Source organism: Mesorhizobium sp. CA13, from assembly GCF_020165235.1.
Lineage (GTDB): Bacteria > Pseudomonadota > Alphaproteobacteria > Rhizobiales > Rhizobiaceae > Mesorhizobium.
Window position 1 is genome coordinate 79377 of record NZ_JAIUHS010000004.1, and the last position, 21721, is coordinate 101097.

Genomic DNA, 21721 nt, shown 5'->3' on the forward strand with positions numbered 1-21721 from the left:
AACATGTCATTGAGCGATCCTCTCGGCGATATGCTGACCCGCATCCGCAACGCCTACGGCCGCAAGAAGTCGAGCGTGTCCACGCCGGCCTCGCGTCTGCGCACCCGTGTCCTCGACGTTCTGAAGGCTGAAGGCTATATCCGCGACTACAGCCAGACTGATTTCGACAACGGCAAGTCCGAAATCGAGATCGAGTTGAAGTATTTCGACGGAGCGCCGGTGGTGCGCGAAATCGCCCGCGTCTCGAAGCCGGGCCGCCGCGTTTACGTTTCGGCAAAGTCGATCCCGCATGTCGCCAACGGCCTCGGTATCGCCATCCTTTCGACGCCCAAGGGCGTGATGGCCGACCACGAAGCGCGCGAACAGAACGTCGGTGGCGAGATCCTCTGCCAGATCTTCTGATCCGGCAGCGTGATCCCGAAAAAATGGAATCCGGTCTTCGGATCGTTCCGAAGACAGAGACCTGAAACAAGAGAAGTGACGAGGACAACAAAATGTCTCGTATTGGAAAGAAACCCGTTTCGCTGCCGCAGGGCGTGACCGCGACCGTCAACGGCCAGACCGTGACGGCGAAGGGCCCCAAGGGCGAGCTGAAGTTCGTGGTCAACGACGAAGTGCTGGTCAAGATGGAAGGCAGCGAGATCGCTGTCGAGCCGCGCGACCAGTCCAAGACCGCCCGCTCCAAGTGGGGCATGTCGCGCACGCAGATCGTCAACATCCTGCAGGGTGTGAAGGACGGCTTCGAGAAGAAGCTCGAGATCACCGGCGTCGGCTATCGCGCCGCCTTGCAGGGCAAGAACCTGCAGCTGGCGCTCGGCTTCAGCCACGATGTCGTTTACGAGACGCCGCAAGGCATCACCATCACCGTGCCGAAGCCGACCGAAATCACCGTGGCCGGCATCGACAAGCAGCAGGTTGGCCAGGTGGCCGCGGAGATCCGCGAATACCGTGGTCCCGAGCCCTACAAGGGCAAGGGCGTCCGCTATGCAGGCGAGAAGATCGTCCGCAAGGAAGGCAAGAAGAAGTAGTGGGTTTGGTCCCGAGAAGGTGCAGACTTTCGGAAGGGGGCCAAGCCAGGAAGTGTAACGCCGCGGGGAGCGGTCGCGGGAGGCGCTTTCGCCTGCCGCACAGGGCGGCCCCCGTTTTCTGAAGGCAAGGAAGACCGTCATGGGTACCAAGGAAGCAACTCAGCGCCGCGCGCAGCGCGTCCGCCGCCAGATCAGGAAGGTCGCCGGCGAGCGTCCGCGCCTGTCGGTTCACCGCACGTCGAAGAACATCTACGTCCAGGTCATCGACGACGCCAAGGGCCACACCATCGCTGCCGCCTCGACACTTGAGAAGGACCTCAAGGGTTCGCTCAAGACCGGTGCCGATACCGCTGCCGCTGCCGCGATCGGCAAGCTGATCGCCGAGCGCGCCGCCAAGGCGGGCGTCAAGGAAGTCGTCTTCGACCGCGGCCCGTACATCTATCACGGCCGGGTCAAGGCGCTGGCCGAGGCCGCTCGCGAAGGCGGCTTGAGCTTCTAAGCCTGATCCGGACCGAAGGTCGGCAGAAAGTTGCAGACTTTTCGGAAAGGATCATGCAAGGGAGTGATGATTTTCACCGTCGGCGACCCGCAATGAGGCGTCGGCATTCAGCAACCCGTGCTTCCGGAAAAGAACAAGGAACAGGATATGGCACAGGAACGTAGGGATGGCGGCCGCGGCCGCGATCGTGAAGAGCGCGATGACGGCATGGTGGACAAGCTCGTCCACATCAACCGTGTCGCCAAGGTCGTCAAGGGCGGCCGCCGCTTCGGTTTTGCAGCACTCGTCGTCGTCGGCGACCAGAAGGGCCGTGTCGGCTTCGGTCACGGCAAGGCGCGCGAAGTGCCGGAAGCCATCCGTAAGGCGACCGAATCGGCCAAGCGCGACATGATCTTCGTGCCGCTGCGCTCGGGCCGTACGCTGCACCACGACGTCGAGGGGCGCTGGGGCGCAGGCCGCGTTCTGCTGCGCGCCGCCAAGCAGGGTACCGGCATCATCGCCGGCGGCCCGATGCGCGCCGTCTTCGAGACGCTCGGCATGCATGACGTGGTCGCCAAGTCGATGGGTTCGTCGAACCCCTACAACATGGTTCGCGCCACCTTCGACGCGCTGAAGAGCCAGATGCATCCCAAGGATGTGGCTGCCGCGCGCGGCATCAAGTATTCGACCCTTCAGGCCCGCCGCGGCACCGCCGTCGCGGCTGAAGAATAGTCGATCTGACCAGGGATTTTGACCATGGCCAAGAAAGCAACCAAGACCATCACCGTTGAGCAGATCGGTTCGCCGATCCGCCGCCCGAAGGAGCAGCGCGCGACGCTGGTCGGCCTCGGCCTCAACAAGATGCACAAGCAGCGCACGCTGGAAGATACGCCTTCCGTGCGCGGCATGATCGCTGCCGTCCAGCATCTCGTCCGCGTCGTGGACGAGGGCTGAGCACAGGCGCAGGAGAAGCAAGATGAAACTCAACGATCTGCGTGACAAGGACGGCGCGACGCATTCGAAGAAGCGTCTCGGCCGCGGCATCGGCTCCGGTTCCGGCAAGACCGCCGGTCGCGGCGTCAAGGGCCAGAAGGCGCGCTCCGGCGTTGCCGTCAACGGTTTCGAGGGTGGCCAGATGCCGCTCTATCGGCGCCTGCCGAAGCGTGGCTTCAACAACATCTTCGCCAAGAGCTTCACCGTCGTCTCGCTGGCCCGTATCCAGGCCGCTGTGGACGCTAAGAAGCTCGACGCGAAGGCGACCGTGACGGCCGAGGCGCTGGTCGCCGCCGGCGTCATCCGTCGCGTGAAGGACGGCGTGCGTGTGCTGTCGGACGGCGATCTCAAGGCAAAGCTCGCCTTTGACGTCGCCGGCGCTTCCAAGGCCGCGATCGAGAAGATCGAAAAGGCCGGCGGCTCGGTCAAGCTGCCGCAAGAGGCGGCCGCCGAGTAACAGTAATTTGAAGCGCGGTCGGCAAGGCCGGATCCGGTTTTGCTTTCGATCGCGCTTCGACCTGTTCAATATGGCGGCCGCGTCAACGCGGCCGCTTGCATGTTTACAGTCCGGAGCTTATCTCGTGAGCTTCGGTGACACGCGCCGCCTGACCTTAGGGCCATCAAGCGTGACCAAGCGGAGAATCGGGCATGGCTTCGGCTGCTGAACAACTAGCCTCGAATCTGAATTTCTCGGCCTTCGCCAAAGCGGAGGACCTGAAGAAACGAATCTGGTTCACCGTCGGCGCGCTGCTCGTCTACCGCCTCGGCACCTACATCCCGCTTCCCGGCATCAATCCCGACGCCTTCGCCCAGGCCTTCTCTTCGCAGAGCAAGGGCGTGCTCGGCATGTTCAACATGTTCGCTGGCGGCGCCGTGCAACGCATGGCGATCTTCGCGCTCGGCATCATGCCTTACATTTCCGCCTCCATCATCATGCAGCTGATGACCTCGGTCATCCCGTCGCTGGAAGCGCTGAAGAAGGAAGGCGAGCAGGGCCGCAAGGTCATCAACCAGTACACGCGCTACGGCACGGTGCTCCTGGCGCTGGTGCAGGCCTATGGTATTTCGGTTGGGCTTGAAGGCGGCAACGGCATCGTCAGCGATCCCGGCATGTTCTTCCGCATCTCGACCGTCGTCACGCTGGTCGGCGGCACCATGTTCCTGATGTGGCTCGGCGAGCAGATCACCGCGCGCGGCATCGGCAACGGCATTTCGCTAATCATCTTCTCCGGCATCGTCGCAGGCTTGCCGCATGCCATCTCCGGCACGCTGGAACTCGGCCGCACCGGAGCGCTGTCGACCGGACTGATCCTGGCGATCATCGTGCTGGCCATCGTCGTCATCGCGCTCATCGTCTTCTTCGAGCGCGCCCAGCGGCGTCTGCTGATCCAGTATCCGAAGCGCCAGGTCGGCAACCGCATGTTCCAGGGCGACACCTCGCACCTGCCGCTCAAGCTCAACACGTCGGGCGTGATCCCGCCGATCTTTGCCTCGTCGCTGCTCTTGCTGCCGGCGACCGTCGCCGGCTTCTCGCAGACCACGAACATGCCGGCCTGGGCCAGCACCGTCCTGGCCTCGCTCGGCCATGGCCAGCCGCTCTATATGTTGTTCTACGCCGCGATGATCGTGTTTTTCGCCTTCTTCTACACCGCGATCGTCTTCAACCCGAAGGACACCGCCGACCAGCTCAAGAAGCATTCCGGCTTCATCCCCGGCTACCGTCCGGGCGAGCGCACCGCCGACTACATCGACTACGTTCTTACCCGCATCACTGTCGTCGGCGCCATCTATCTGGTGCTGGTCTGTCTGCTGCCGGAGTTCCTGATCTCGGCGACTGGCGTACCATTCTACCTCGGTGGCACATCGCTTCTGATCGTGGTCAGTGTCACGCTCGACACGGTTGCGCAGATTCAGGGCCACCTGATCGCGCACCAGTATGAAGGCCTGATCAAGAAGTCGAAGCTGCGCGGGGGGAAGAAAGCCAGATGAGGTTGATTTTGCTTGGGCCGCCAGGAGCGGGCAAGGGGACACAAGCACAAAGACTGGTAGAGAGACACGGCATACCCCAGCTTTCCACGGGCGACATGCTGCGCGCCGCGGTTCAGGCCGGTACCGAAGTCGGCAAGCGCGCCAAGGCGGTCATGGATGCCGGCGAGCTGGTCTCGGATGCCATCGTCAACGCCATCGTGGCCGAGCGCATCGACCAGCCCGATTGCGCCAATGGTTTCATCCTCGACGGCTACCCGCGTACGCTGGTGCAGGCTGATGCGGTTGAATCGATGCTTGACGAACGTGGCATCGGGCTCGACACCGTCATCGAGCTTGTCGTCGACGACAAGGCGCTGGTCGGCCGTATCGTCAAGCGAGCCGATGAGGCCAAGGCAGCCGGTCAGCCGGTGCGCAAGGACGACAATCCGGCGGTGTTCGAGGAGCGCCTGCGGGAATATTACAAGAAGACCGCTCCGCTGATCGGCTATTATTATGCCAAGCGCCGGCTGAAGAGCGTGGACGGCATGGCTGGTATCGATGCCGTGACGTCGGAGATCGAAGCCGTGCTCGCGGCGACGGTGAAAGAGGCCGCCGCGGCCAAATAGAGATTGTGCTTGACTGAAGCGGTCCGCTGGGGTATGGCGGCCCGTCTTCCTGTCAGGCATGGAGTTTGCTTGCCCGCAAGGGCAGGGCAGCCGTTTTTGACCAGGAAACTCCCGCAAGGGCCGGCCTCCACCGGACGCGGGGCAACGCAGACAACGCCGGCTTGTCCGGCCCACATGGAGATGAGAAGAACATGGCTCGTATAGCCGGCGTCAACATTCCGACCAACAAGCGCGTTGTCATCGCGCTTCAGTACATTCACGGCATCGGCAAGAAGTTCGCCCAGGAAATCGTCGACAAGGTCGGCATCCCGGCCGAGCGCCGCGTCAACCAGCTGACCGACGCGGAAGTACTGCAGATCCGCGAGACGATCGACCGCGACTACCAGGTCGAGGGCGACCTGCGCCGCGAAGTGTCGATGAATATCAAGCGGCTCATGGACCTTGGCTGCTACCGCGGCCTGCGTCACCGTCGCTCGCTGCCGGTTCGCGGCCAGCGTACGCACACGAATGCCCGCACCCGCAAGGGCCCGGCCAAGTCGATCGCCGGCAAGAAGAAGTAATTTAGGGGAGTAAGGGAATAGGGCAGTAAGGCAGTAGGGATCGTTTTCCCTATTCCCTTACTGCCTTACTCCCTACTGCCTTTCCTAGGTGGAGCCGCTGGCATTACGGCGGTGTAGAGATCAACTGAAAGGAATACCATGGCCAAGGAAGCCGCTCGTGTTCGCCGTCGCGAACGCAAGAACATCTCGTCGGGCGTTGCCCACGTCAATTCGACCTTCAACAACACCATGATCACCATCACCGATGCGCAGGGCAATTCGATCGCCTGGTCGTCGGCTGGTGCCCAGGGCTTCAAGGGTTCGCGCAAGTCGACCCCCTTCGCCGCCCAGATGGCTGCCGAGGATGTTGCCAAGAAGGCCCAGGAACACGGCATGCGCATGCTCGAGGTCGAGGTCTGCGGACCGGGCTCGGGCCGTGAATCGGCGCTGCGCGCCCTGCAGGCGGCCGGCTTCACCATCACCTCGATCCGTGATGTGACGCCGATCCCGCACAATGGCTGCCGCCCGCGCAAGAAGCGCCGCGTCTAAGGAATTACCGAACGCCGCGTGAACGCCAGAAGCGTTCCTCCGCGGTTTTCCAGGTCGCCCGCCACGATTGGATGGTGGCGGGTCAACGGAAGGAAAGCATCATGATCCAGAAAAATTGGCAGGAACTGATCAAGCCGAACAAGATCGAGTTCTCGTCGAAGAAGAAGACGCTGACCACGCTGGTGGCCGAGCCGCTCGAACGCGGCTTCGGCCTCACGCTCGGCAACGCGTTGCGTCGCGTGCTTCTGTCTTCGCTGCGCGGGGCGGCAGTCACGGCCGTACAGATCGACGGCGTTCTGCATGAATTCTCGTCCATCGCCGGCGTGCGCGAGGACGTGACCGACATCGTCCTCAACATCAAGGAAATCGCCATCCGCATGGAAGGCGACGGCCCCAAGCGCATGGTCGTGCGCAAGCAGGGCCCGGGTGCGGTTCTCGCCGGCGACATCCAGACGGTGGGCGACGTCGAGATCCTCAATCCCGACCACGTCATCTGCACGCTGGACGAAGGCGCTGAAATCCGTATGGAATTCACCGTCGACACCGGCAAGGGTTACGTGCCGGCCGACCGCAACCGCGCCGAGGATGCGCCGATCGGCCTGATCCCGGTCGACAGCCTCTATTCGCCGGTCAAGAAGGTCTCCTACAAGGTCGAGAACACCCGTGAGGGCCAGGTCCTCGACTACGACAAGCTGACCATGACCATTGAGACCGACGGTTCGATCTCGGGCGAGGACGCGGTGGCTTTCGCCGCCCGTATCCTGCAGGACCAGCTTGGCCTGTTCGTCAATTTCGACGAGCCGCAGAAGGAAGTCGCCACCGAAGCCGTCACCGAGCTCGCCTTCAACCCGGCGCTGCTCAAGAAGGTCGACGAACTCGAGCTTTCGGTGCGTTCGGCCAACTGCCTGAAGAACGACAACATCGTCTACATCGGCGATCTCATCCAGAAGACCGAAGCCGAGATGCTGCGCACCCCGAACTTCGGCCGCAAGTCGCTGAACGAGATCAAGGAAGTCCTGGCGGCGATGGGCCTGCACCTCGGCATGGAAGTGCCGGACTGGCCACCGGAAAACATCGAAGACCTCGCCAAGCGTTACGAAGACCAATATTGAGCATGAATTCCAAGGATCGGCGGCGTGAGCCGCTCGATCCGACGGTCATGCGGAAAACCATCAGAGGCCGTGGCCTCTTGAACAACTGAAGAAGGAAAAGAGCCATGCGCCACGGTTTTAAAGGCCGTCGCTTCGCCCGCAGCGTAAGCCACCGCAAGTCAATGTTCGCCAACCTCGCCGTGTCGCTGCTCGAACACGAGCAGATCGTCACCACCTTGCCGAAGGCGAAGGACCTGCGTCCGATCGTCGAGAAGTTGGTGACGCTCGGCAAGCGCGGCGACCTGCACGCCCGCCGCCAGGTGATCGCGCAGATCGGCAATGAAGGCGTCGTCAAGCGCCTGTTCGACACCATCGCGCCGCGCTACGCCACCCGCAACGGCGGCTATCTGCGCATCATGAAGGCGGGCTTCCGCCACGGCGACAATGCCGCGATGGCGGTCATCGAGTTCGTCGACCGCGACACGGACGCCAAGGGTGCCGGCGACCGCGCTCGCCTCGAAGCCGAAGGCGCCAACGAGGAAGCCGCGGCCGCGTAAGGCTTCGTCTTTCCCAAGTGATTTAAAGGGGCCCGCGGGCCCCTTTTGCTTGTCTAAGTGTGTCAGGCGCGCTCGTACTGGGCTGCCGGCGTGAAAATATTCGGATTTCAGCGGCTTAGCCTTTTATTTTGCACATTCGTCGGGACAATGCGCCCGAACTCGCTCGGAGGATTCGCAATGCGCGCTAAAAGACTGTCCCTGGTTCTGCTCTGCGCCTTCATGGTGTTCGCAACCATGCCGACAGTCCGGCAGGCTCTGGCCGAGGATGCCCCCAAGGCCGATCCGGGTCTCTCCGACGTACTGACCGACCTGCTGCACGGCGTCGAGGGTGAAAACGCCACCTCAGGTCCCGACAAGCGCGTGCCGTTCGGCCGTGAGGAAGTGCAGTTGTCGTTCGCGCCATTGGTCAAGCAGACGGCGCCGGCCGTGGTCAATGTCTATGCCTCGCAAACGGCCAAGGTCGTTTCGCCCTTCGAAGGGGATCCGTTCTTCGAAGAATTCTTCGGTCGCGCGCAGCCGCGCGCGCAGTCCTCGCTGGGCTCGGGCGTGCTTGTCGATCCGAGCGGCGTCATCGTCACCAATTTCCACGTCATCAAGGATGCCGACGAGGTGAAGGTCGCGACCGCCGACGGGCGCGAATTCACCAGCAAGGTGATGCTCAAGGACGAGACGCTCGATCTTGCCGTGCTCAAGATCGAATCCGACAAGCCATTCCCGGTCATCGCCATCGGCGATTCGGATGCGCTCGACGTCGGCGACCTGGTGCTGGCCATCGGCAATCCTTTCGGCGTCGGGCAGACCACCACCAGCGGCATCGTTTCCGCACTTGCCCGCAGCCATATAGGCGTTTCGGATTCGGGTTATTTCATCCAGACGGACGCTGCCATCAATCCCGGCAATTCCGGCGGCGCGCTGATCAACATGGGCGGCCAGCTGGTCGGCATCAACACTGCCATCTTCAGCCGCAGCGGCGGCTCGATCGGCATCGGCTTTGCCATTCCCGCCAACATGGTGCGCGCTTTCGCCGATGCCGCCAAGGCCGGTCTCGATTTCTTCGAGCGGCCTTACATCGGGGCCGAGTTCGAAGCAGTGACGCCGCAAATCGCTGAATCGCTCGGCATGGAAAAGCCGGCCGGCGCGCTGGTCTCGTCCGTGGACGAGGCCGGACCAGCCGGCAAGGCCGGATTGAAGCCTGGCGACGTCGTCCTGCAGATCAACGGCAAGCCGGTCGAGAGCATCGAGGCACTGGACTATCGCATGGCGACGCTGTCGATCGGTACCAAGGCCAATTTCGCGGTGCTGACCAAAGGCCAGCAGGCGGCGATGGACATCGCGCTGGAACGCGCGCCCGAGGGTGCAAAACCCTCGGAGGTGACGCTGCATGGCCGCAGCCCGTTCTCGGGCGCCAAGGTTGCGGAATTATCGCCGCGGCTGGCTCAGAAGCTCGGCCTGCGCACCGACATCAAGGGCGTCACCGTGGTCGACATCAATCGCGATTCGCCGGCCGCCGATTTCGGTTTCCAGCCGGGCGACATCGTGCGCGAGGTCAACGGCACGACAATCGATACGGCGGCGACGCTGGCGCAGGCTTCCCAGCAGGATACACGCTGGTGGCGCTTTACCGTCGAGCGCGGCGGGCAGATACTGCGCCAGGTGTTGCGTTACTGAGCCCGGTCGCTGAAGGGATCGCGCTCCAAACCCAAAAGAAGTGCATGGCCGATCTGTTCAGTGTCGATGAACCGGAAAAGGCGCCGCCAGGCCGGCCGCTGGCAGACAGGCTGCGCCCGAAAAACCTTGGCGAGGTCGTCGGCCAGGAGCATCTGACCGGCCCCGATGGCGCGCTGACCCGGCTGATTAATTCCGGTTCGCTCGGCTCCATGATTTTCTGGGGGCCGCCCGGCACCGGCAAGACCACGGTGGCGCGTCTGCTCGCCGGTGAAACGAGCCTCGCCTTCGAGCAGATTTCGGCGGTTTTCTCCGGCGTGGCCGACCTGAAGAAAGTGTTCGAGGCGGCCAAGCTGCGCCGCGCCAATGGCCGCCAGACCCTGCTGTTCGTCGACGAGATCCACCGCTTCAACCGCGCCCAGCAGGATGGTTTCCTGCCGGTCATGGAAGACGGCACCGTCGTGCTCGTCGGCGCCACCACCGAAAATCCGTCCTTCGAGCTCAATGCAGCTCTGCTGTCGCGTGCGCGCGTGCTGGTCTTCCATTCGCTCGGCGAGGAAAGCATAGCAAAGCTTCTGGCCAGGGCCGAGGAGACGGAGGGCAGGGCGCTGCCACTCGATGATGAGGCGCGGGCGATGCTCATCCGCATGAGCGACGGCGATGGTCGGGCTTCGCTGACGCTGGCGGAAGAAGTGTGGCGCGCCGCCAAAGCAGGCGAGATGTTCGGCCCCGAAGGCTTGCAGCGCATCATTCAGCGTAGGGCGCCGATCTACGACAAGGGCCAGGACGGTCATTACAATTTGATCTCGGCGCTGCACAAATCCGTGCGAGGTTCTGATCCCGACGCCGCGCTCTACTATCTCGCGCGCATGTTCGACGCCGGCGAGGATCCGCTCTATCTCGGCCGCCGGCTGGTGCGCATGGCGATGGAGGACATCGGGCTGGCCGATCCGCAGGCGCTGGTCGTCGCCAACGCGGCCAAGGACGCCTACGATTATCTGGGTTCGCCCGAGGGCGAACTCGCCTTCGCCGAGGCCACCGTCTATCTCGCCACCGCGCCCAAATCCAACGCCATCTACACCGCCTTCAAAGCCGCCACGCGTGCCGCCAAGGAGCACGGCTCGCTGCTGCCGCCCAAGCACATCCTCAACGCGCCGACCAAGTTGATGAAGGAGGAAGACTACGGGGCCGGCTACCGCTACGACCATGACGAACCTGACGCGTTTTCCGGCCAGGATTATTTTCCGGAAAAGATGGGCCGTCAGACCTTCTACGACCCACCCGAACGCGGCTTCGAGCGCGACATCAGGAAGCGGCTCGACTACTGGGCAAAGCTGCGCAAAGAGCGGGAATAGCCGGCTTGCGGCGACCGATAGCGGTTGCGGTCCGAAACGAGGCTTCGCCTTGGGGCATCTCCACGTCGGTTCTTCTGCACGCGCTGCTCGCGGCCACGATTGTATCGATACCAATGCCGAAAGCCCCGAGCGGGCCGGTGGAAGAGCGGGTGACGGTCGACATCCTGACCCCGCGACAGTTCGAGGCCTCGACAAGGCCGCTGCCGCCGCTGGAGCCGGAGGTATCGGCCGCGCCGACTCCCGAACCGCCGGCGCCCGTTCCAACCGCTGTTCAGCCTCGACCTTCTGCGCCAGCCATGATCCGCCCGACGCAGATGCTGTCGGCCAGGACGCTCGCCGACCCGCGCAGCCGGCAGGCGCGCGCCGATCTCAAAACCTTCGCCTCGGATGAGCGCATGATGCAGCTGTGCAATCTCGAGGCCATGGATCAGATCCGTCAATGGCGCGCGGATTTCCAGCCGGATCGGGTGGTGCCTTATGCGTCGGCACAGGAAAAGGTCACCGGCACGACAATCGCCGCAAATGGTGCGGCTTTCCGCAGTCGCGGAAAATGGTATGGTCTGAAATTCAGATGCCAACTGGCTGGGGGCGGCGAAAGCGTCGTCGGCTTTGAATTCCTCGTTGGCGATCCCGTGCCCAGGGAAAAATGGGATGAGCTTGGCTTGCCGGCGGTGCGTTGAGCCCAATCCGGCAAGCTTGACAAGGCAGCCAGCCGGCCGCGATGCCGTGGCCGTTGTGTGGCAACCCAAAAGACCTTATCAAGGCGCACGGCCGGGCGGTGGTCGTTGTCGTGATTTTGGCACTATTCGTTCGCAACAGGATCGCGCTCGGCGCGTGGAAAAATGACAAAAAACCTTCGCAAAACCCTTCGCAAATTCGCCATTGCCATCCCGCTCCTTGCCCTTGGCTTCTATTTCATCCCGATCCTCACGACGATTTTCATCGTTTGTGGCCTGATCGACGTGCTGCGCAACGACCGCAAGAATCTGTCCTTGTTCAGCGGCTATTTCCTGGGCAATGGCATCTTCACCTGGCTGCTTTCGCCATTCAACCTGCTGGTCGACCTCCTGTGCTACAGAAATCCGGGCGTGTGGAAGCTGGAGCAGTTCCCGGAGGATTATCAGCGCGAAGTCAACGAGGTCTTGGATGTCTTCAAGGCGCGCAAAGCCGAAATCATCGCCGACATCGACGCCAATTTCGGCGCCGGCCGGCGCGGCATGTATGTCTATCAATGGTATGGCAAGCACAGGATAGATAACGTCGCCGAGTTCAACAGGGATTTCAAATACATCAAGACTATAGCCGTCTCCGTCTTCAGCAAGCGTGAATCGACTTCCTGGCACTTCGGGCCGCTGCGGCTCAGCCTGCGCATCCTCTACAACCTCATTCCGGTGAAGTCAGAGATCTTCGTCGAGTGCGGCAACGTCAAGAACTACTGGCACGACAATCCGCTGTTCATTTTCGACGACACGCTGCTGCACCGCTCGGTCAACGAGTATGACGGCCGCCGCTACTGCGTGTTCATGGACATTATCAGGCCGTCCCCGGTCCCCAGGCTTATCGCCGGCCTTCTCGCCATCGTCTCGGTGAGCGTCGAGCGAATCAATTCGATGTTCTACAAGAATTGGAAGATGATCGGCTCGACCAAGCCGAAAAAGGTCGAAACCACCTGAGCTGAAATTCATCAACGCTGCCGACGATGCCGGCAGCGTTCCGGCGCTTGCTTACGTGAGTTCGCCCATTCATTGCGGGCCGCTGGTGTGCCGTTCGCTTGCGGCGGTCGCCTGTTCAAGTGTACATCTTTCTCGAGCTCTCAATAGTCCATCCTATTAATCTCGTGGGGTCCCATTTCGTCGGACGGCTTGGCTGCATGAGCGCTTTCGAATTTGATCGCGACGGTTCTATCCCTTCCTCTCCTGGCGGCCTCACGTGACAAGTGATAAAATCTTCGGATTCTGGACGGCGGCCTACATAGGTACTGTGTTGCTGGGCGTTACTCTCTGCTCCGTCTACATAAGCCTCGAAGACTCCGTCTACTATTGGGACTTCGCCGCTTATTTCAATACGTTCAACCGAGAGGGAACGCTCCTGGTCAAGAGCCCTCTGGAATGGCTGAGCCATTTAGGCACTTCCATCGAAATCGACGACTACAGCGCGGCTATTCTGGTGCCTCTGATGCCGTTTCAAATATTATTTGGCGGCTCACGGTTTTCCTACATAGCCGGGATAGTGACAGTCTATCTGGTCCCCACGGCTCTCCTCATAGGAAGAATGAGCTACCTCGAAGCGGTCTCCGGGATGTCTTCATCCCGAGGCTGGTTTGCTATCTGGATCGCGGTCTTTCTCTATACGCCGTTCTGGGCGGCAACGCTTCGCGGACTGCCGGACATTGGCGGCTGTTTCGCACTTGCCGCGGCAAGCTGGTTTCTTTGGAAGTCGAAGTTCCTGACCCGTGAACCCGTGATCAGTGCGATATGCGTCGGCGCATCCCTGTGGTTGGCGTTTATGCTGCGCCGCTGGTATGCCTATGGCGTGATAGGGGTCGCAATTTCTGCTGCGCTCTTTTGTCTGCTGCAGGTCGCAAGAGATCGGGATTTTTCCGCGCTCCGGAAAGCGATGCTGGGGAGCGTGTGCGCAATCGCCGTTATTTTGGGCAGCGCATGGAATTTCCAGCTTCCGCTGATCGCCAGGATTCTGAACACCAGCTATGGCGATCTTTACAGTGGATATCGGACGGATCTTGTCACCCAGCTTGGCGACATGGGCTCTAGGCTCAGCTGTGTAAATTGGCTCTTAATCTTGTTGGGCCTCTATTTCTCTGTGGCGCGGGGCAACAGATTTGCCCTGTTTTGCGCGGTCGCCTCGGTACTCACCTTCTTCCTTTTTACCCGGACGCAGGACCCGGACCGGCACCATTCCATGCCGATGTTTCTGTGGCTCTTTCCTGCCTATGCCCAGGCGATCGTTGCAATAGTTTCGATGCCGGCGCTGAGAGCGCGATGGTCAACCGCCATCATAGCCATCGTCGCTGGATTGGCGTTTCTGGGCACCTTCTTCCCGATCGGTCGTCAATTACTGTCGCCCGTCAGCGTCGTTTTTGCCAGGGAAGCAACACTCCCTCTGCACCTTGACAATCTCCCTGAGTACAGACGCCTTATTGCTGACCTCGTTGGCAAGATGGGAGCTAAGGACCGCTTTTCCGTCTTTGCCTCAGGTCCGATCATGAGCGATTCGCTGCTGTTCGGCATGAATCGAGGCCTTTTTCCTTACGTCGGATGGTCTTGCCAGGTGGACAGCCGCGATCAATTCGTGCCGGAAGTATTGAAATCCAGATATGTGGTCGTCACCGACCGGCCGGTCACTCATTTGCAATCAGGCGCGCAGTTGTGTGTCACAATACCTAACCACCAAATTTTCGAAGGAACCGGCATCGGTGCTGCTTACAAGCGGATCGACACCTACCGCCTGTCCAGCGGCGTTACCGGCTACCTCTATGAACAGGTGCGTCCGGTCAGTAAATCGGAACTCGACGCCCTATATAGCGAATTCAAGAAGAAGTATCCGGGCTGGACGACACCGGAATGGTAACGTTCGAGGTTCGACTCCTGACGCGCTCGGCCGTTTGTGTCTCCCGCAAACAATTGGGATTGACCGCCGCGCCCTTGCGAGGGCAGTAAGCCCCATGTTCAATCTGCTTCTCGTGATGGCCGGCGGCGGGATTGGCGCCGGCATTCGCCATCTGACCAATATGGGCTCGCTGCGCCTTGTCGGCCCCAACTATCCCTGGGGCACGATGGCGATCAACATCGTCGGTTCGTTCGCAATGGGCCTGTTCATCGCCACCCTGGCGCGCCGCGGCGGGTCTAACGAAGTCAGGCTGTTTGTCGCCACCGGCATCTTAGGCGGCTTCACGACCTTTTCCGCCTTTTCGCTCGATTTCGCGACTTTGTGGGAGCGGGGAGCCACCTTGCCGGCGTTTGGATATGCGCTGGCCAGCGTGATTGGCGCCATCGTTGCACTGTTTTTGGGTCTTTGGCTCGCAAGAAGCCTGCCTTAATGCTATTGCCGCGCCGAGAGCAGGCCCGGGCCTGCCAGGAAACGGATAAGCGAAACAATATGGCAGGCGTTGAACAGATCACGGTGGAGGCTGGCGAGGCGGGCATGCGGCTCGATCGCTGGTTCAAGACCCATTTCCCGGGCCTTGGCTTTGGTCATCTCCAGAAACTGCTGCGTTCCGGTCAGATCCGCGTCGACGGCGGCCGCGCCAAGGCCGACACCCGAGTCGAGCCTGGCCAGACGGTGCGCGTTCCACCGCTGGAGGTGGACAAGAAGGGCGAAAGCCCGCTGACCGGCCACTCGATCCGCAACCAGGGCGACGCCGACGTCCTGGCAAAAATGCTGATCCATGAGGATCCGAAGGTCTTCGTCTTCAACAAGCCGGCTGGTCTTGCCGTGCAGGGCGGCTCGGGCGTCACCCGTAACGTCGACGACATGTTGGAAGCCTGGCGCAACCAAAAGGGCGAGAAGCCGCGGCTGGTGCACCGGCTCGATCGCGACACGTCTGGCGTGCTGGTCGTCGCCCGCACCCGGCTAGCGGCGATGAAACTCTCCGAGGCGTTTCGCGCCCGCGAAACCAAGAAGACCTATTGGGCCTTGGTCAAGGGCGTGCCGCCCAAGCGCGAGGACAAGATCTCGACCTGGCTGATCAAGGAGCCGACCGAGGATGGCGACCGTGTTCGGGTCGCCGCGCATGGTGAAAAAGGCGCCGACCACGCCGTGTCCTACTACCGTATCATCGAGCAGGCGGCGCAGACCATGACGTGGCTGGAGATGGAGCCTTATACGGGCCGCACCCACCAGCTTCGCGTCCATGCCGCCTATATCGGCTGCCCGATCATCGGCGACCCGAAATATTTCGAGGCCGACACCAACTGGGATTTCCCCGGCGGCATCCAGAACCGCCTGCATCTGCATGCGCGCCGCATCATCATTCCCCATCCCGACAAGGGCGTCATCGACGTCACCGCGCCTATGCCGCCGCATATGCGCCAGAGCTGGAACCTGATCGGTTTCGACGACGCCAGCGCGGAGGATTGACATGAGCGGCGCTGCCGATGCGCTCGACCGTCGCGATGCGGTCGACATGGCGGCCGCCGCCATAATGGTCGGCCTGACGTTCTCCTGGGGCCTGAATTACGTCGCCGCCAAGATCTCCTATGCTGGCTATGATCCGGTTTTCCTGTCGATCGCACGCTCGGTTATTGGCGGGTTCTGCGTCTTCCTCTGGTGCCGCTGGCGCGGCGTTGCGCTTTTCAAGAGAGACGGGACATTGCTCGCGGGCGTTGCAGTGGGCGTGCTCTTCGGCATCGAGTTCCTCTGCCTCTATGTCGGGCTGGAGCACACCACGGTCGCCCGCAACACGCTGCTGGTCAACACCATGCCGTTCTGGATGCTGCTGGGCGGCCATTTCCTGCTCGGCGAGCCGATCAGCCTGCGCAAATCCCTTGGCCTTCTGCTTGCCTTTGCCGGCCTCGCAGCGGTCTTTTCCGACAAGCTCGGCGGCAGCGGGGACATGCTGTTCGGCGATCTGCTGAGCCTTGGCTCCGGATTCGTCTGGGCCTTGACCAATATCCTCATCAAGCGCTCGAAGCTGGTTGAGACGAGCGCCGAAAAGCTGCTGCTCTATCAACTCTCCGGCGCTGCGATCGTCGGCGTCCTGGTGTTGCCTCTGGCGGGGCCCTCCGTGCGCGATCCTGCGCTGTTGCCGACGTTAGCCCTGCTTTTCCAGGCGCTCTATATCGTCGCCTTCACCTATGTTTTGTGGTTCTGGCTGCTGCGGCGCTATCCCGCCTCGAGCCTGTCGAGTTTCACGTTCCTGTCGCCGGTCTTCGGCGTGCTGTGCGGCGCCCTGTTCTTGAACGAGCCGCTGACCATACGCATTTTTCTGGCACTTGGTCTCATTGCCGCCGGTCTGGTGATCGTCAACAGGCCGCCGCGCGAGCAGACGGCCGAAGGAGGCTGACATGCGCGATATCCTCAGCGATCTCGAAGCGGGGAAACTGCTCTCCGACCCCGATCCGGTGCGCCGCGCCCAAATCCAGATGAAGAAGCCGCTGCCGAGGCGTTTTTACAAGACCGTTTCGGTCGCGCCCGCCGATGCCGGCTTTGCCGTCCATCTCGACGGCAAGCCGGTGCGTACGCCGGGCAAGGCGCTGCTGACGCTGCCGACCGAGAAGGCGGCATCGCTGGTCGCCGATGAATTCGCCGCCCAGGGCGAGACCATCGATCCGGTATCGATGCCGGTGATGCGTCTCGTCAACACCGCGCTCGACGGCGTCGCTAGCGATCCGCAGGCGGTGCTGGAGGACATACTACGCTTTGCCTCGTCGGATCTGCTCTGTTATCGCGCCGACGCACCACAAGGCTTGGTCGAGCGGCAGAACGAGCTGTGGGATCCTGTCCTCGATTGGGCGCAGGCAACACTTGGCGCTCGCTTCAACCTTGCCGAGAGCATCATCCACGTCGAGCAACCGCGCGAAACCATTGCCGTGCTGGGTGTGCATCTTGCCCAGCGCGCCGAGCCGCTGCGTCTGGCAGCGATCCACGTCATGACCTCGCTGACCGGTTCGGCGCTGCTGGCGTTGGCCGTGGAGTTCGGCGAACTCGGCGGTGAGGCGGCCTGGACTGCGGGCCATGTCGACGAGGATTGGCAGATCGAGCATTGGGGACAGGATGCGGAAGCTGTCGCGCGCCGCTCCGCTCGCAAGTGCGACATGATGGCTGCCGTCGGTCTTATCGAGGCGCTCGAAGGCTGACCGGCCACCGCACCGCACCTAATACCAAAGTCATAATCCCAAAGTCATCTGCCGTTGGCAGGCGCTTTCTGTCATTTTTCCCGTGATTGCTGCCGCGAGTCTGCGTTCGGAGGAGAATGCGAACGCAAGGGCGCTGCATCGAGCACAAGGGTCTCACGGGAGGAGCATCTCAATGGCTATCGCATCGACCGCCAGCGGAAAGAGCCGCGGCATGACGCGAGAGGAGAAGAAAGTCATCTTCGCTTCTTCGCTCGGCACCGTTTTCGAATGGTACGATTTTTATCTCTACGGGTCGCTCGCGGCCTTTATCGGTTCGACCTTTTTCAGCCCGACCATTCCGGAAGCGACGCGCAATATTTTCGCGCTGCTGGCTTTCGCCGCCGGCTTCCTCGTCCGTCCGTTCGGCGCTTTGCTGTTCGGCCGCATCGGCGACCTTGTCGGCCGCAAATATACCTTCCTCGTCACCATGACGATCATGGGCCTGTCGACCTTCCTCGTGGGCTTGCTGCCTGGCTATGCGAGCCTCGGCATCGCGGCTCCGGTGATCCTGATCATCCTGCGCATGCTCCAGGGCTTGGCACTGGGCGGCGAATATGGCGGTGCGGCCACCTATGTCGCCGAGCATGCGCCGGACGACCGGCGCGGCTACTATACGTCGTGGATCCAGACGACCGCCACACTCGGCCTGTTCCTGTCGCTGATCGTCATCCTGATCGTCCAGGGCTCGATGAGCAAGGAAACCTATGCCGCCTGGGGCTGGCGCGTTCCTTTCATCGTGTCATTCCTGTTGCTCGGCATTTCCATCTGGATCCGGCTATCGCTTTCCGAATCGCCCACCTTCCAGCGCATGAAGGAAGAGGGCAAGGGTTCCAAGGCACCGCTCTCGGAAGCCTTCGGCCAGTGGAAGAACGCCAAGATCGCGCTGCTGGCACTGCTCGGCCTGACGGCCGGCCAAGCCGTGGTCTGGTATAACGGCCAGTTCTACGCCCTGTTCTTCCTCCAGAACGTTTTGAAGCTGGACGCCCAGTCGGTCAACATCATGATCGCCATCGCGCTTGCGCTGGGCTCCATCTTCTTCGTCGTGTTCGGCTGGCTATCCGACAAGATCGGTCGCAAGCCGATCATCATGGCCGGGCTCGCACTGGCGATCGTCTGCACCTTCCCGCTGTTCAAGGCATTGACCTGGGCCGCCAATCCGGCCCTTGCCGAGGCACAGCAGAGCACCCGCGCGACGGTGACCGCGGCACCCGGCGACTGCAGGTTCCAGTTCAATCCGGTGGGTACCGCGAAGTTCACGACGTCTTGCGACATCGCGACCTCGTTCCTGACCAAGAACTCGGTGCCCTATGACGTCGTCTCCACGGCGGCACCGGGTACGGCTGCTTCGGTCAAGATCGGCAATGAGACGGTGGCATCCTACGATGCTGTCGCCGCGGGCGACCAGGCCAAGGCCAAGGAGGCCGCCTTCGTCAAGGCCGTCAACATGTCGCTGCAGGACGGCGGATATCCGCTGAAGCGTGCTGCGATCAAGATACCGGACCAGAAGCTCGACGCGTTTGTCGCTGCCAATCCCGAACTGAAGCTCGACGCCGCCGCCATCCGCGCCGGCGAGAAGGCGACGGTTCCTACCGATCAGGCGATCAAGGACAAGCTTTTGACCGCCGACGAGGCTGCCGGTGCGCCTGAGGTCACCGTCTACAACATACCTGGCGGCGGTGCCTTCGCCATGTTCGCTGACCCTGCGGCCGTGAACTGGCCAATGACGATCGCTATCCTGTTCGTCCTCGTCCTGTTCGTGACCATGGTCTACGGTCCGATCGCGGCCATCCTGGTCGAGATGTTCCCGACCCGCATCCGCTATACCGGCATGTCGCTGCCCTACCATATCGGCAATGGCTGGTTCGGCGGGTTGCTGCCGGCGACCGTGTTCGCGCTCAGTGCCTACAGGGGCGACATCTATTATGGCCTCTGGTATCCCGTGATAATCGCGGCGATGTCGCTCGTCATCGGCATGATCTTCATCAAGGACACGCTGGGCACGAACCTGGACACCAAGCAGTAACAGATCGAATCGGCATGCATAAGTAACCCGGCGCGAGCGATCGCGCCGGGTTTTCATATCGAGGCTGAATATGCGTTCAGCTCTTCGGCTGCTGGTTTTCTTCCTCGACAGCGGCCTCGTGATACCAGCCATCGAAATCGGCATGCGTGTTACGCAGCGAGGCAAGCTCTGCCGCGAACTTGGCCTTCGCGCCTAAATTTGAGGCAGATACGCGGCCCGCAAGCGGGAACATCAGGATCTTTGCCGACGGACGGGCGAGGGTGGCTTCCATTGGCTGTCTCCTTTCTTCTCCGAGGTCAGTCGATTCAGCTTTCCCACAAGATAGGCCTTGCGATTCTTTTAGGCAATATGCCTACGAAAAGAACAGCAAATGCCTAATATTTATGCGCAATCCGCATTTGACTGATATGAGCCCAGTGATGAGGCGGCTCAGCAAAATTCGACGCGATATCACTGCATTTTGCCGCACCTGCCGAAGTCCGAGTGGCACACGAATTGCATTTCAGGGATCGGCAGCGCCGGCTGCCGACGGCTGATGCATGTCGACGCCGTTTGGTGTTCGGTGAACAAGCAACGAGAGGCTCTAGAATGACCAAATACAAGCTCGAGTATATCTGGCTCGACGGATACACCCCGGCCCCCAATCTTCGCGGCAAGACCCAGATCAAGGATTATGCCGAGTTCCCGACGCTCGACCAGCTGCCGCTGTGGGGCTTCGACGGCTCGTCCACCCTGCAGGCCGAGGGCCGCAGCTCCGATTGCGTCTTGAAGCCGGTCGCGCTTTATCCCGATCCGGCCCGCACCAACGGCGTTCTCGTCATGTGCGAAGTCATGATGCCCGATGGCGTCACGCCGCACGTGTCCAACAGCCGCGCGACCATTCTCGACGACGAGGATGCCTGGTTCGGCTTCGAGCAGGAATACTTCTTCTACAAGGACGGCCGTCCGCTCGGGTTCCCCGAGAGCGGTTATCCCGCCCCGCAGGGCCCGTACTACACCGGCGTCGGCTATTCGAACGTCGGCAGCATCGCCCGCCAGATCGTCGAAGAGCATCTCGACCTCTGCCTCGCCGCCGGCATCAACCATGAAGGCATCAACGCCGAAGTGGCCAAAGGCCAGTGGGAATTCCAGATTTTCGGCAAGGGCTCCAAGAAGGCCGCCGATCAGATGTGGATGGCCCGCTACCTGCTTCAGCGCCTCACCGAAAAGTACGGCATCGATATCGAGTTCCACTGCAAGCCGCTCGGCGACACCGACTGGAACGGCTCGGGCATGCATTGCAACTTCTCGACCAAATATATGCGCGAGGTCGGCGGCAAGGCCTATTTCGAGGCCCTGATGGCGCAGTTCGAAAAGAACCTGATGGACCATATCGCCGTGTACGGCCCGGACAACGACAAGCGTCTGACCGGCAAGCACGAGACGGCACCCTGGAACAAGTTCAGCTACGGCATCGCCGACCGCGGCGCCTCGATCCGCGTGCCGCATTCCTTCGTCAAGAATGACTACAAGGGTTATCTGGAAGACCGCCGCCCGAACTCGCAGGGCGACCCCTACCAGATCGCTTCCCAGGTCCTGAAGACGATCTCGCAGGTTTCGACCGGCGCATCGGTTTCGGCCGCTGCTTGATATTTCACGTCGGGCCTCAAGATCCCCGACAACCATGACGCGAGCCCCGGCGGAAATTGCCGGGGCTTTTTCGTATGACGACGGCGGGCACTATCGCATGCCGCTGGTCCCGTTCGCCGATCCTCGCCTTCCTGGCTCCTGGGCCTGGCAAAGCAAATTCCCCCAAAAAAAGTCAGGTTGAAAAGGGCGGTTCAAACCCATCCCTTCAAGGCGGCTTTGGGCTGACGAAAGCATGCCTTGGCGCTGGCCGCAGGCTTCGAAATCCTCGAAAAAGCCCGGAAATCCGGCCATTCCGACAAGAATGCCTGTCGACCGATCCTTTCATAAGCCCCTGTTCATGCACCAAAATCGAACCTCTCGACGCCC

24 protein-coding genes are annotated in these 21721 nt (G+C 61.6%); 23 read left to right on the forward strand and 1 reads right to left on the reverse strand.

The window, feature by feature from the left end; genetic code table 11:
* Nucleotides 1-3 precede the first annotated feature (3 nt).
* The 22 genes from rpsH (at nt 4) to LB566_RS11940 (ending at nt 19726) form a co-directional block, all read left to right on the forward strand.
* Entirely contained in the window at nt 4-402 is a 399-nt protein-coding gene (rpsH, locus tag LB566_RS11835) for a 30S ribosomal protein S8 (protein ID WP_006205453.1), read from the forward strand.
* Between the two features lie 92 nt (nt 403-494).
* A complete protein-coding gene (gene rplF, locus LB566_RS11840) occupies nt 495-1028 on the forward strand; it encodes a 50S ribosomal protein L6 (protein ID WP_140501269.1) in 534 nt (177 codons plus the stop codon).
* A gap of 139 nt (nt 1029-1167) precedes the next feature.
* Nucleotides 1168-1527 carry a 50S ribosomal protein L18 gene (gene rplR, locus LB566_RS11845; RefSeq protein WP_224624533.1) on the forward strand — a complete coding sequence of 120 codons (360 nt, stop codon included), beginning with the start codon at nt 1168-1170 and terminating at the stop codon, nt 1525-1527.
* 147 nt (nt 1528-1674) lie between these two features.
* Nucleotides 1675-2238 (forward strand): 30S ribosomal protein S5, encoded by a 564-nt coding sequence (gene rpsE / locus LB566_RS11850; protein ID WP_006333394.1) that lies wholly within the window; start codon nt 1675-1677, stop codon nt 2236-2238.
* A gap of 24 nt (nt 2239-2262) precedes the next feature.
* Nucleotides 2263-2460 carry a 50S ribosomal protein L30 gene (gene rpmD, locus LB566_RS11855; protein WP_006205449.1) on the forward strand — a complete coding sequence of 66 codons (198 nt, stop codon included), beginning with the start codon at nt 2263-2265 and terminating at the stop codon, nt 2458-2460.
* A 22-nt stretch (nt 2461-2482) separates the two neighbouring features.
* Nucleotides 2483-2956: a 50S ribosomal protein L15 gene (gene rplO, locus LB566_RS11860; RefSeq protein ID WP_140501273.1), complete on the forward strand. Its 474-nt coding sequence runs from the start codon at nt 2483-2485 to the stop codon at nt 2954-2956.
* Between the two features lie 191 nt (nt 2957-3147).
* Complete coding sequence (gene secY / locus LB566_RS11865) at nt 3148-4488, forward strand: preprotein translocase subunit SecY (RefSeq protein WP_140548657.1); 1341 nt, start codon at nt 3148-3150, stop codon at nt 4486-4488.
* Nucleotides 4485-5093 carry an adenylate kinase gene (locus LB566_RS11870; protein ID WP_140548655.1) on the forward strand — a complete coding sequence of 203 codons (609 nt, stop codon included), beginning with the start codon at nt 4485-4487 and terminating at the stop codon, nt 5091-5093. Before secY ends, LB566_RS11870 begins: the two co-directional genes overlap by 4 nt.
* 191 nt (nt 5094-5284) lie before the next feature.
* Nucleotides 5285-5653, forward strand: coding sequence for a 30S ribosomal protein S13 (gene rpsM / locus LB566_RS11875; RefSeq protein WP_006205445.1), 369 nt, complete (start codon nt 5285-5287; stop codon nt 5651-5653).
* Nucleotides 5654-5791: 138 nt separating this feature from the next.
* Nucleotides 5792-6181, forward strand: coding sequence for a 30S ribosomal protein S11 (rpsK, locus tag LB566_RS11880; protein WP_006205444.1), 390 nt, complete (start codon nt 5792-5794; stop codon nt 6179-6181).
* A gap of 101 nt (nt 6182-6282) precedes the next feature.
* Nucleotides 6283-7293 carry a DNA-directed RNA polymerase subunit alpha gene (locus LB566_RS11885; protein WP_023682599.1) on the forward strand — a complete coding sequence of 337 codons (1011 nt, stop codon included), beginning with the start codon at nt 6283-6285 and terminating at the stop codon, nt 7291-7293.
* A 104-nt stretch (nt 7294-7397) separates the two neighbouring features.
* Entirely contained in the window at nt 7398-7829 is a 432-nt protein-coding gene (rplQ, locus tag LB566_RS11890) for a 50S ribosomal protein L17 (RefSeq protein WP_140548653.1), read from the forward strand.
* A gap of 177 nt (nt 7830-8006) precedes the next feature.
* Nucleotides 8007-9497 carry a DegQ family serine endoprotease gene (locus LB566_RS11895; protein WP_224624534.1) on the forward strand — a complete coding sequence of 497 codons (1491 nt, stop codon included), beginning with the start codon at nt 8007-8009 and terminating at the stop codon, nt 9495-9497.
* Nucleotides 9498-9541: 44 nt separating this feature from the next.
* Nucleotides 9542-10849, forward strand: a complete 1308-nt coding sequence (locus tag LB566_RS11900) for a replication-associated recombination protein A (protein WP_224624535.1) — start codon at nt 9542-9544, stop codon at nt 10847-10849.
* A 113-nt stretch (nt 10850-10962) separates the two neighbouring features.
* Entirely contained in the window at nt 10963-11529 is a 567-nt protein-coding gene (locus LB566_RS11905) for a DUF930 domain-containing protein (RefSeq protein ID WP_224624536.1), read from the forward strand.
* Between the two features lie 162 nt (nt 11530-11691).
* Complete coding sequence (locus LB566_RS11910) at nt 11692-12522, forward strand: aspartyl/asparaginyl beta-hydroxylase domain-containing protein (protein ID WP_224624537.1); 831 nt, start codon at nt 11692-11694, stop codon at nt 12520-12522.
* 256 nt (nt 12523-12778) lie between these two features.
* Nucleotides 12779-14437, forward strand: a complete 1659-nt coding sequence (locus tag LB566_RS11915) for a hypothetical protein (RefSeq protein WP_224624538.1) — start codon at nt 12779-12781, stop codon at nt 14435-14437.
* Nucleotides 14438-14531: 94 nt separating this feature from the next.
* Nucleotides 14532-14906, forward strand: a complete 375-nt coding sequence (crcB, locus tag LB566_RS11920; RefSeq protein WP_224624539.1) for a fluoride efflux transporter CrcB — start codon at nt 14532-14534, stop codon at nt 14904-14906.
* A 59-nt stretch (nt 14907-14965) separates the two neighbouring features.
* Nucleotides 14966-15946, forward strand: a complete 981-nt coding sequence (locus LB566_RS11925; RefSeq protein ID WP_224624540.1) for an RluA family pseudouridine synthase — start codon at nt 14966-14968, stop codon at nt 15944-15946.
* 1 nt (nt 15947) lies between these two features.
* Entirely contained in the window at nt 15948-16871 is a 924-nt protein-coding gene (locus LB566_RS11930; protein WP_224624541.1) for a DMT family transporter, read from the forward strand.
* A gap of 1 nt (nt 16872) precedes the next feature.
* A complete protein-coding gene (locus tag LB566_RS11935) occupies nt 16873-17664 on the forward strand; it encodes an ATP12 family chaperone protein (protein WP_224624542.1) in 792 nt (263 codons plus the stop codon).
* Nucleotides 17665-17836: 172 nt separating this feature from the next.
* On the forward strand, nt 17837-19726 hold the full coding sequence (locus LB566_RS11940; RefSeq protein WP_140548635.1) for an MFS transporter: 1890 nt from the start codon (nt 17837-17839) through the stop codon (nt 19724-19726).
* Between the two features lie 76 nt (nt 19727-19802).
* Here LB566_RS11940 and LB566_RS11945 read toward each other — a convergent pair whose 3' ends face one another.
* A complete protein-coding gene (locus LB566_RS11945) occupies nt 19803-19997 on the reverse strand; it encodes a DUF2735 domain-containing protein (RefSeq protein ID WP_224624543.1) in 195 nt (64 codons plus the stop codon).
* Between the two features lie 317 nt (nt 19998-20314).
* Here LB566_RS11945 and LB566_RS11950 point away from each other — a divergent pair, with 317 nt between their 5' ends.
* Nucleotides 20315-21355 carry a glutamine synthetase beta-grasp domain-containing protein gene (locus tag LB566_RS11950; protein WP_224624544.1) on the forward strand — a complete coding sequence of 347 codons (1041 nt, stop codon included), beginning with the start codon at nt 20315-20317 and terminating at the stop codon, nt 21353-21355.
* The last annotated feature ends 366 nt before the right edge of the window (nt 21356-21721 follow it).